General features: G+C 40.1%; 7 protein-coding genes and 1 pseudogene. 3 read left to right on the forward strand and 5 right to left on the reverse strand.

Annotated features, from left to right (window positions below; genetic code table 11):
- Positions 1-83 precede the first annotated feature (83 nt).
- The gene (locus tag V7150_RS19570; RefSeq protein ID WP_335521670.1) at positions 84-308 is read right to left on the reverse strand and encodes a DUF6054 family protein; all 225 of its coding nucleotides are present in this window, start codon (positions 306-308) and stop codon (positions 84-86) included.
- 492 nt (positions 309-800) lie between these two features.
- Between V7150_RS19570 and V7150_RS19575 the strand changes: the two genes are divergently transcribed.
- The 3 genes from V7150_RS19575 (at position 801) to V7150_RS19585 (ending at position 3897) form a co-directional block, all read left to right on the forward strand.
- Positions 801-1664, forward strand: a complete 864-nt coding sequence (locus tag V7150_RS19575) for a helix-turn-helix domain-containing protein (RefSeq protein WP_335521658.1) — start codon at positions 801-803, stop codon at positions 1662-1664.
- A 51-nt stretch (positions 1665-1715) separates the two neighbouring features.
- The gene (locus V7150_RS19580; protein WP_335521659.1) at positions 1716-2096 is read left to right on the forward strand and encodes a VOC family protein; all 381 of its coding nucleotides are present in this window, start codon (positions 1716-1718) and stop codon (positions 2094-2096) included.
- 358 nt (positions 2097-2454) lie between these two features.
- Positions 2455-3897, forward strand: coding sequence for a L,D-transpeptidase family protein (locus V7150_RS19585; protein ID WP_420490311.1), 1443 nt, complete (start codon positions 2455-2457; stop codon positions 3895-3897).
- A 485-nt stretch (positions 3898-4382) separates the two neighbouring features.
- On the opposite strand, the gene V7150_RS19590 is transcribed toward V7150_RS19585, so the two are convergent.
- The 4 genes and pseudogenes from V7150_RS19590 to V7150_RS19605 form a co-directional block, all read right to left on the reverse strand.
- Positions 4383-4682: a TIGR04104 family putative zinc finger protein gene (locus V7150_RS19590; RefSeq protein ID WP_335521663.1), complete on the reverse strand. Its 300-nt coding sequence runs from the start codon at positions 4680-4682 to the stop codon at positions 4383-4385.
- 692 nt (positions 4683-5374) lie between these two features.
- Positions 5375-5568 (reverse strand): annotated as a pseudogene (locus V7150_RS19595) (hypothetical protein); the annotation flags it as partial.
- An 87-nt stretch (positions 5569-5655) separates the two neighbouring features.
- Entirely contained in the window at positions 5656-9318 is a 3663-nt protein-coding gene (locus V7150_RS19600; protein ID WP_335521666.1) for a beta-N-acetylglucosaminidase domain-containing protein, read from the reverse strand.
- A gap of 21 nt (positions 9319-9339) precedes the next feature.
- Positions 9340-9564 carry a hypothetical protein gene (locus V7150_RS19605; protein ID WP_335521668.1) on the reverse strand — a complete coding sequence of 75 codons (225 nt, stop codon included), beginning with the start codon at positions 9562-9564 and terminating at the stop codon, positions 9340-9342.
- Positions 9565-10407 lie beyond the last annotated feature (843 nt).

Here is a 10407-nt window from a genome sequence, read left to right on the forward strand (position 1 = left end):
CCTTTTAAATGATTGATTTGACAAGGGGTAAAAAAAAATAAGCTGTAATTCCTATGGAACAACAGCCAGCATGCTTTATTAATTTACTCAACTCTATACGGTTCTAAAGTATCTATGACACTATTAATAAAACTGTTCCCCGCACCCCAATCAAACCGGAAGATAGCTCCTTGGGAAGAGCCGGAAGCTGCTGCATGTACTTTTGTAGACCCTTCAAAGTTATCGATGGTAACCGTCATGGAACCACGATTACCTGAGCGAAAATAGTATTTTTCTAACACTAATACAATGAAATCGATATTCCCGATTGAACGATGATTTCACTAACATCCATAATTCCCCTCCTAAAAAATATCTTCCTAAACTAAGATCAACTAAATTCAACCAAAATTTCATCAAATGGAAATCTTATCCTTCCATACGTTTTTGAATTTATTTTAGTTTCATTTTCTTATATATTTTCTTGTCTTTAGCCTCCTTTACACACAAGTCTTCAAAAAAAGCCTCCCACTCACTACGTTAAAGTGGTAACACATCGTGGATCAGGCCAAAAAATTTTTAAATCAGGCGGCTTACATTTACGATCAAATTAAAAGAAATTAGGGTGAGCGTCTCTTTACATCAAGCGCTTTTTATAAGAGCTTTCATGCTTAAGCAGCCATTCCTTTCTCCACAAACCAGCTGCATAACCAACGTGGTTCTGTTTAACAAAAAATAAAAGATTTTAATAATTACTTTCCATTATTATGTATAATTGACTTATCTAAAAATTCAAGTTATATGTTTATGGAGACAGTCATATGAGTAATAAGGATTCAAGTAATTATGTCTTACATGCAAAAAGCAACCAATTTTACTGGGAGGGAAATGGCCAGTTATCAATTAAAACATTTTCTAATGGGAAGGCACATTACAAAACCAGTAAAGGTTTTTTTGCTGTTGAAGAGAACAGATACCTGCTTCTTAATGAGGGGTCGTATACAATTTCAATCGATGAAAATAAGGATGTTGAATCATTTTGCATCTTTTTTAAAGATGGATTTGCAGAGGAAGTTTTAAACACATTAAGAGAATCGACCCATAAACTTCTAAGTGATCCTTTCATGGATACAAGTTCTATTGGTTTCTTTGAAAAAACATATCCTACATCTCAAAGACTATCTTCTCAGATAAAAATATTTAAAGAGAACTTATCTGTTCTTAAGAATGATCTAGTTGGTTATGAGGAAAAATTCTACAAGTTAATGCAAACTTTATTGTTCGAACATTTCAATACATTGAAGGAAGTCGAATCCTTACATGCGATACGAACTTCTACTCGTGAAGAATTATATAGAAGGATCAGCACGGCCCATGATTATATTAGGGCCTTTTATAACAAGCCAATAAAATTAAATGACATTGCTCAGATTGCTTGCCTTTCTCCAAACCATTTATTAAGAACTTACTCACAAATATTTGGCAAAACGCCTCATCAGCATATTTCTGAATATAGGATTCTAAAGGCAAAGGACCTTTTAAGAAATTTAGACTTCACTATTACAGATATAACTTTTGAACTGGGATTTACTAACCCTGTATCCTTTAGTAAGATGTTTAAGCTGCATGTTGGAGTTTCTCCCATTCAATTTCGTAAAAAGGTGATTTTGGATAAGAAATGCTAAGGTGAATCATTTATTCTTAATGTGAAAGATATTTGAAGGGAGAAATGTTCTTTGGAAACTAATAAGATTCAAAAAGTTGGGCAAATCGGGGTACCAGTTAAATTGTTAGATAGGGCAATACAATTTTACAAAGATAAACTGGGACTGTCCCTTTTATTTAATACAGACAGTATGGCTTTCTTTGAATGTAACGGTCTGCGTCTCCTGTTAAGCCTGCCAGAAAAAGATGAATTTGCTTATTCAAGTTCAGTTGTTTATTTTCAGGTCAAAAATATCAAAGAAACTTATGAGACCTTAGTAGGGAATAAAGTTACTTTTAATGATGAACCACATATGGTTGCAAAAGTGGGACAAATTGAAACATGGATGACGTTTTTTAAAGACACTGAAGGGAATACTCATGCCTTAATGAGTGAAGTACAAGCCTTATAAGATCATTTTGAGACCGTCTAAAATACACGGTCTCCTTTGTTTTATATCAGCCTATTTAATAACTTACTATCTATGAATATTTCCATCTTTTGCATTATACTATTTGTGGTTCGGTTCACGTATTGTATCTAATAAGGTTTTCTTTTTGCCTTATAAAACTTAAATTAAGGGATTTTAAAACAGAACAAAAAATTTCACCTTTAAACAAATTGTGACAAATTACACACCACAAAAATAGTAGTATAATAGTAATTATTTAATAGTAAGGTAAACTAATCAATAGTCTTTGATGAAAATCCACAAGTTTAAAGTTGGAGAACGTTGATAGTTGGGTTACCAAATAGCGGAGGGAATGTTTATGAGTACGGCAAATGAAACAGTTGAAGAAATTGATAAAGGACGGGTGAACCGATTCAAACGGCCTGCAAAACGTAAATTTATTGTAATTGGAATTATCATTATTATTGCACTTCTAATTGCGGGAATTAGCTATTATCAGGTAACCCGGTTCAATTCACAGGTTACGATTAATGGCACAAAAGTCGGCGGACTGACTGCTGATCAGGTAATAAATAAATTAAAAACATCTGAATTAAAAAACAGAGTCTATGTCGGAAATCAACTAATTTTAGATGAAAAAGATACGCAGATGGTATTTACGGATAAAGATCTGCCTGAGGTTAAGAAATTATTGAAAAGCCAGTGGACATTTTTTCCTTCCTCAAAGGAAAAAAATTATTCGTTGATACCCAAAAAGGCGGATCAGTTTCGAAGCCAAACTATGAAAAAGCAAGTAGAAGAAAAGCTCTTATCAATGAATAAGAACTTAAAAGCACCCCAAGATGCGGAAGCTAAATTAGAACAGGGTCAAATTGTCATCTCTAATAGTATTAATGGAGAACAGTATGATATCGATGGTCTATTAAAAGATTATAAGAAACAGAAATATACTAGTGATATCCATCTGAAACCCGTATTCATACAGCCAATCAAAGAGGACAGTCTGATTGTAAAAGAAGAGGAGAAAATGCTGCAGGATCTCCTACAACAAACAGTTGATTATAAGGTACAGGACAAAGTGTATCCTTTAAAAGCCAGTGAATTAATTAAAAATGCCTCTGTGTCAAAAGATAAGAAGGTTACAATCACCATGAGTGACATTAAGAACAAGATTGATGAAATTAATAGTTCTCAATCAACACTAAATAAAAATTTCACATTTAAGACCCATTCAGGTTCGGTCATTCAAGTTAAAGGACAAGGCTATGGCTGGGCAATAAATGCTGAGAAAGAAACAGCGAAAATCCAAGAAGCTTTTGAAAAAGGAGAGAAATCACTTTCTGCTTCTAATATTCATGGAAATGGCTGGAGCAATGAAGGCATCGGCTATGAAACTACAACGAATAATGGCATTGGCGACACGTATGCTGAAGTGTCCATTGCGGAACAACGTATCTGGATTTATAAAAATGGACAATTAGTAGTCACAACCAATGTGGTGACAGGTAAACACAGCACCGGTGAAGATACTTCACCAGGAGTGTGGTATATCCTCTATAAACGACCACAGTACACTCTTAAGGGCAGTGCAGTAGGTAAACCCGATTATGCCATTAAGGTAAATTACTGGGCTCCGTTTACAAACAGCGGACAAGGATTCCACGATGCCAGCTGGCGGACAAATTGGGCAAGTAATGCTTATCTAACAGGAGGTTCAGGCGGCTGTGTCAACACGCCCCCTAATATAATGAAAACAGTGTATGATACTCTAAGTATATACGATCCGGTTGTTATTTATTAAAAAGGACGGTTCTTGCTCTTCCTGCCAAGGAAGTGCAAGAACCGTCTCTTTTCTTTTTTATGTACATCTCTAAACCTGGTGCATTCAGACAGGATCTTGCTTTTTTTTCCTTACCCTGTCCGAATGTGACCCGCATTCGGACTGGATCTGGCTTTTTTGGCCCTGCCCTGTCCGAATGAGACCTGCTTTCAGACAGGAGCTGGCTTTTTTGGCCTTGCCCTGTCCGAATGAGACCCGTATTCAGACAGGAGCTCGCTTTTTTGGCCTTGCCCTGTCTGAATGAGACCCGTATTCAGACTCGCTCTCGCTTTTTTCGCCTTGCCCTGTTCGAATGTGACCTTCATTCTGACTTGCTCTTGCTTTTTTCGCCTTTGCCTTGTCTAAATGAGACCTTCATTCTGACTTGCTCTTGCTTTTTTCGTCTTGCCCTGTATGAATGAGACCTTCATTCTGACTTGCTCTAGCTTTAGAGCAGTCCCCTTTTTTCACCATATCGGTTCATCTTTATCAGTCAATTTCAAGAAAAATGGCATTAATAATATCACCACAACTATTATGGCAAGTTCCAATAATAATACAGAAGTTGGAGATAAATTAAACAAAACAGAAAATGGAATAGTGATAATTGGGAATAAAACGAATAAAGAAGTTGTATTTCTTGAAGATGTACTTTGATATTGAATTTCCCCACAATGATTGCATTTCATTTTTTTTCGGAACCTTAATAATTTCTTTATTGAATCAAACCAAGACCATTTTCTTCCGCAGTTTTTACAAGTGGGCATTAAGACATTCCCCCTTTCTTAGAAATTTTCTCTTAATATTTTTACGTTCTTAATGACTGATAAATAACCCATTAAAAATGCTGTTCATATTTATTCATGAACAGCCCTTTTTTAAATCTTCACTAGGAATAGCTTATTTTATAGAAAACTAAAACACTTCATAGCTTAATTTAGCAACTCCCTCACCAACATCTTGAACATTCAATAACGTATTCACCTAATGATCAATTCTTTCCTTCTCTACAGATTCATTCCTCCACTAGTTTCGTCTCCAAATTCGTTCGTTGGTACATTATCTTCTTTTAATCACTCTCTACAGGTATACATCTTGTTCCTTGCAATTAGCGGAACTTTGATTCATGTCTCCATTGCATTCGATTCCTAATAGATATCGGGATGAATCATGCGGATGGGCAAACGCCATTTCAATTTTACTCAAGGGTATCGTTAGGTCGCATATATTACTACTCTATAACCCTAATCCTTCCTTCTACCGGAACATCAATGACTCCAAGACTTTTTGCATAGTCGATTAATACCTCTACATCAGTACGTGCGTTATTAGAATCAACAACTTGGAGTTTGTGTTAAACGATTGGTACATGAGTGATGAAAAAAACGGAGGTTTTACAGCGATATACCCTAGAAAATTATTAAGTTTTTATTGTGTTCTGTAGTATGTGCCGGACTTACTAGTTTACTTTCTGTATAATTTTAGAAATTCTGGTATTAAAAGCTATAACAAGATCAGATTTTTTAAGACTATCATAGGTTTCTTCAACTGGAAAAAGGCATGCGAAAAGAAGCCTATCCTTCAGATTGCTTTTTGTGACTTCAATTCAGTGGTTTCTAAAAATTGGAACCATTCCAAATAGTGATTAAGGTAAAGCCTCATTGGAAGTTCCGGTTTTAAGGCCCCCTGTGACAGATTATCATCCTGTCACAGGGGTACCCTGTACTTCAAACCAAAAAACTATTGCCACTTCTTAATCAAATAATCAGCACCGGCCCCGAGAATAGAATACGCTTTTTCGGAAATTAACTCATTTTCTTTCTGACTGTCAAGCAGACGTTTAAAGCCTTTCATGTGTTTGACAGCTTTTTGGAATTCTCCTTTCTTTTCAAAACGGTCCACTTCCGCCAAATGTGCCTGTAAGGAACGAGCAGAGCCATGGTTTGCGAATTCTCCCTCTTCCTCGAAACGCTCAACGAGTTTTTTCATATCAGTTGCATTGAGCGGTTGTTGATCACTTACGCCGACATAGATCTCGTTTAAACGCAGGCCGGAATCCCCGTCCCACATCAGTTTGAATTCGCTGACCGGCCCATACGCGCGCATATCAATGTTATGATACGCGCCCGTAAATTTCCCGACCTCGATCCATTCCGCATCCGCCGTCGACGCTGCCGCAGCCTTTGTGGCTTTTTTGATCATCAGTCTCACTTCCGATCCCTCGTTTTTCATCAGGATCAGATTGGTCGCGTTTGGCGTGTTGATGTTGTTGTATGTCAGCTCTCCGGCCGTGTTGCCGACATCAACAAAACTGAAAATATCCTGATCAAGCAACTTCTCCAGGCCGATCAGATTACCAGAGAGAACAGAGGTGTCCTCCTTGACTTTATTTATCACGATCTCGTTGACCTTGAGCCATTTGTTCTGCACGCTGTCGGTGAGCTTCACAAAACGGCCCAATTTACCTCCACAGTCGATAATATTGATGGTTCCCGCGTTACTGAACGTAACCGGATCACGCCAGTTTATTCCATCAGAACTAAATTCAATCGTACCGGAAGATACCACGTCCTTATCGGAGTTGATGAGCATGTCATTAATCGGGATCTCCCTTCCCAGATCGAATATAAAATGCCGATTTCCGCCCGGTGATGGCGTGAGCCACAGATACGTAAACGGATTGCCGTCCACCATATTGCCCGCGTTTCCCGAATAGATATTGACATTATGAGCCGTCGCCGACAGGGACGGCGAACCGCCGAATTTTACCGAAAGCTCGGTAAGTGCGAAGGTCCCTGCCTCCTGAGACGCGTTTCTCACACGGATGTATTTCGCCGAAGTGATGAGTGGATCCGACCAAGACATCGCGCTCCAGTTTGTCCCGTCTGCCGAGAACTCGGCTTTCAGAAACTTGAGATCCTCATCGATTTTCAGCGAGTGTGCGTTTTTCAGCTTGTTAAATTGGAATCCAAAATAATCCCCGGGTTCCAGCGTGATCTCTGTGACATTCCGCAGCGCTGCTGAAGCACCTTCAATCGTCAGCGCCTGATTCTCCAGCGCAGGAACGTTAGTATAGATTGCTGCGCGTTGTTCCACGTTTACCTGAAACTCTTTGACCGACAAGCCGCGGTTCGGCGATCCGGTGATTTCGTCGGTGAATTCGTCCGTCGCGCGGTAACGCAGGAATTTTGCGGAAATGTCAAGTCCCTTCGCAGAGACCGTGCTCGTATCGAATTCCGCAACCTCCGTCCAGGTTCTGTTGTCCATTGACGCCTCGAGCATACCCTTTTTATAGTATTTCGTGTTGTCCATCACGATGGATACGTTGTTGATATGCGTTTCCTTGCCCAGATTCACACCGAAGTACGCACCGCTCGACACCACGCCCGAGTCGGTAGCAGTCGTCAAATCGCCGTCCAGCATCTTCATATAGTCCAGGGTCGTGCTGCCGAATCCGCGCATTTTGGGCGGCAGGGAGAGCTTTTCCATAAGCCGCATTTCCAGCAGGTTCAGGATCTCCTCGGTAAAGGTCGCTATCTCTTTTTGCGCAACGACCTTGGGTGCGGACACCGCTGTTTTAAGCTCCGCCCTGCGTTCGGAAATCAACGTCATGGCCTCCTGGATGGATGCCGAATCATACGCAGAGATCTCTCCCAACTCCATCAGCCCCTGCACGGCGTTTCTGCTCGCCTGTGCAATCTTCCTCATTTTGTCCAGCCAAGGCGTGAGCTCTTCCGAGATACCGTTTGTGCCCGGATATGCCTTCAGCGTGTCTACGGCATCAATAATCTCATCGAACGACCGAACCAGAGACGCGCCAGATTCCGAAATATCCTCACCGCCTGAAAACGCCTGTTTAAAGGCATTCATCTGCGGCAGCAGGTAGAGCGATTCGCCTGCTTCAAACGGGTTCAGGCCGTGCGATGCGTTTTGAGAAAAAATGCGCATTGCCCTCGCTGCCTCGGGATTATCTCGGATGATGTAGTCAAACGAAGCCTGCCAGCTCTGCTCATAATCGTAATCGCCGGTGTTCCAAGTATAATCCGCTACGCTGAACAGAGACACCTTGGAAGCTTGCGCCTGATTCATCGGATTCGAGGCAAAGCCCGAGATATTCTTAACGCCGGAGTAAAGCCCCTTGGAGGGGCCCATATGGACATAGTCCGCGCGCCCCAGATCGTTTACCGGATAGTTCCACCAGATATAGACCGGTCTTTCGATATACTGCGTAACCCAGTCGACGACGCTCTGCTTGACCGGCGAAACGACGTTATCTCCTGTCCACATGATTTGTACGTCCTTCGGGAACCTGCTGATATTTTTCAAGTAATTGATCGTTGCATGACTGCCGCTATCCTTACGATAATACTGCGGGCAAAAGATGATCGGCTTGACATCGCCCTTGGGCTTGATGTATTCGCTGTCCATCCGAGTGATGAAGTTCACGAGCTGATCGTTGTTCGTGGCGGAATCATCAAAGAAAATTGCGAATTGACGGACGCCGATGCCGTACATCTGGTCGAACTTGTTCTTGAGTGCCTGAATGTCGGCTTCCGAGCCGAGATTTATCTTGCCGCCGACATGTGCTGCCCAGACGAATTCAACGTTGGTCTCCAGCCCCTTATCGACCAGCTCTTTCAGCTCGGCGAGCTTTTCAGACGGATAGGGATCCTTCCACTTCGCCGCATGATATGGATCGTTTTTGGGCCCGTACAGATAGGAATTCATCTTGAAGTCGCCTCCGAACGCCATCAAGTCCTTGCGGTTCTCGTGCGACCATGGAGTGCCATAAAAGCCTTCGATGAAGCTCCGAAATTTCACATCCGCATAATCTTCGATCAGCACATCGGTCAAAACGCCGTCCGCTTGCTCCAAGATCTGATCGAGCGTGGTGACTCCGTAAAACGCGCCGCTGTTATTAGCGCCCATGATAGCGATGACTCTGTCCGCTTTAGAGGTCTTGAGCACATAGCCATCATCCTTTTTTACGGAAACCGTCGGATCGAACTTTCCGTTTAGGTACTCATAATCGACTCCCTTGTCGTTGTCGATACCGATCAGAACGTCGATATCGTCCACTGACGAATCCTGCTCCGCCTTCGTGACGGTGAGGCCACGTTCTTCGAAAATTCTTTGCACCTTAGCTGCGGTATGCTCGCTGACACCGTCTTCAAGCACCAGATTGATTGTTTTTCCCTTAAGCTTTATCGCGCCGTCTTCGTGGACACAACTGTGCACCTTTGGATAAAAGCTGTATTTGCATCCAACCTTTTTCCCCAACCCTAAATTAAGACTATTTGATTTGCTTTCCTCCGCCGACACTACAATTCCTTGGAACATATTCATTATTAACAAGAGAATGCAAAGTATTACGAAATTAATGCCCTTTGCTCTGATTTTCATGTAAATCCTCCTTAGATTTAATCATGTTTTGGGCTTATTACAAATCAGTTTTAAACACGTCTGCTGTTTTTTCAATTCCTCTGAATACTGAAGATCAATAACAATTCGTGACTTCTTACTAATATTGAACGATCCGGTTCCTTCCTTCCATTCTCTTAAACTTGGAACTACTTTCGGTTTCTCGTTAACTTCAGAAGTAGATTCCTTGGCTGAAGATGTCATTGGTTGAAAAGTGATTAAAGACACAAACAATACAAATAGACATAGGAAAACTCCTGCTTTTCTCATACAATCCCGGCACGCATTTGTTTTTTTTTAATACTATTGATGGCAAGTAAATTTGACTTCAGTCACAATATTAAATGTACTTTTTTATGCTTGTCACCTCATCTTTTTTATAAAATTTATAATATTCCTGTGCTTCTAAGCGAAAAATTTTTAGTGCATAGCCACACAACTAGACCAAAATTTCACACCTCCTTTAAATGAAATAATGTAAAACTAAAATAAATAGAGTACGCTAGGCCAGCTCCCTTCTAGAAAAGGCTTATATAACATTACTAAATGATCTACAATTCATTTTCATATAAACTCGATATACATTCCCTAATTCGAAATATCTTAGTAGTTTGAAATAATAGAATAAGTTAGGTTGTCAATTTTCCACAGTGTTATTTCTTCTATTGATTAAGTTTTTCTATTTATTGGTTATCTTTCGTTTTTTAGATACCTTACCAATAAATTCCCTTTTAAATAAACAAAAAAAGGCAGAGGGGAAACGGATCAAAAGAATTGAAATTCTTTCAACTGTACCCACCCTGCCTGATCGAATCAGTAACATGTGATTGATATGAAATATTAATTACAATTTATCACTCATTATAAAAAAACACAATATGTAAGCGTTAAACTTTTTTAAAATTTCGAATAGCGAGTAAAGCTGGAGCTCAACTATTATTTCAGTTCTGTGCTTCCCTTTACGAAAAAGGGAGTATAATCGTAAAGCTATTAATTTATTTAAATCTTTCACTGTTCAAGATCTTAAACTAACCTGTCCATCGTTAGTAAAAAAGCGTTCCTGCTTATTAC

It is taken from the genome of Neobacillus drentensis (assembly GCF_036965245.1).
GTDB classification, from domain to species: Bacteria; Bacillota; Bacilli; order Bacillales; family Cytobacillaceae; genus Neobacillus; species Neobacillus drentensis_G.

What these genes read in the sequence shown, in the direction of transcription:
- V7150_RS19590 (WP_335521663.1), bottom strand. Translation starts at nt 4,682, where the DNA reads ATGCCCACTTGTAAAAACTGCGGAAGAAAATGGTCTTGGTTTGATTCA.
- V7150_RS19575 (WP_335521658.1), top strand. Translation starts at nt 801, where the DNA reads ATGAGTAATAAGGATTCAAGTAATTATGTCTTACATGCAAAAAGCAAC.
- V7150_RS19585 (WP_420490311.1), top strand. Translation starts at nt 2,455, where the DNA reads ATGAGTACGGCAAATGAAACAGTTGAAGAAATTGATAAAGGACGGGTG.
- V7150_RS19600 (WP_335521666.1), bottom strand. Translation starts at nt 9,318, where the DNA reads ATGAAAATCAGAGCAAAGGGCATTAATTTCGTAATACTTTGCATTCTC.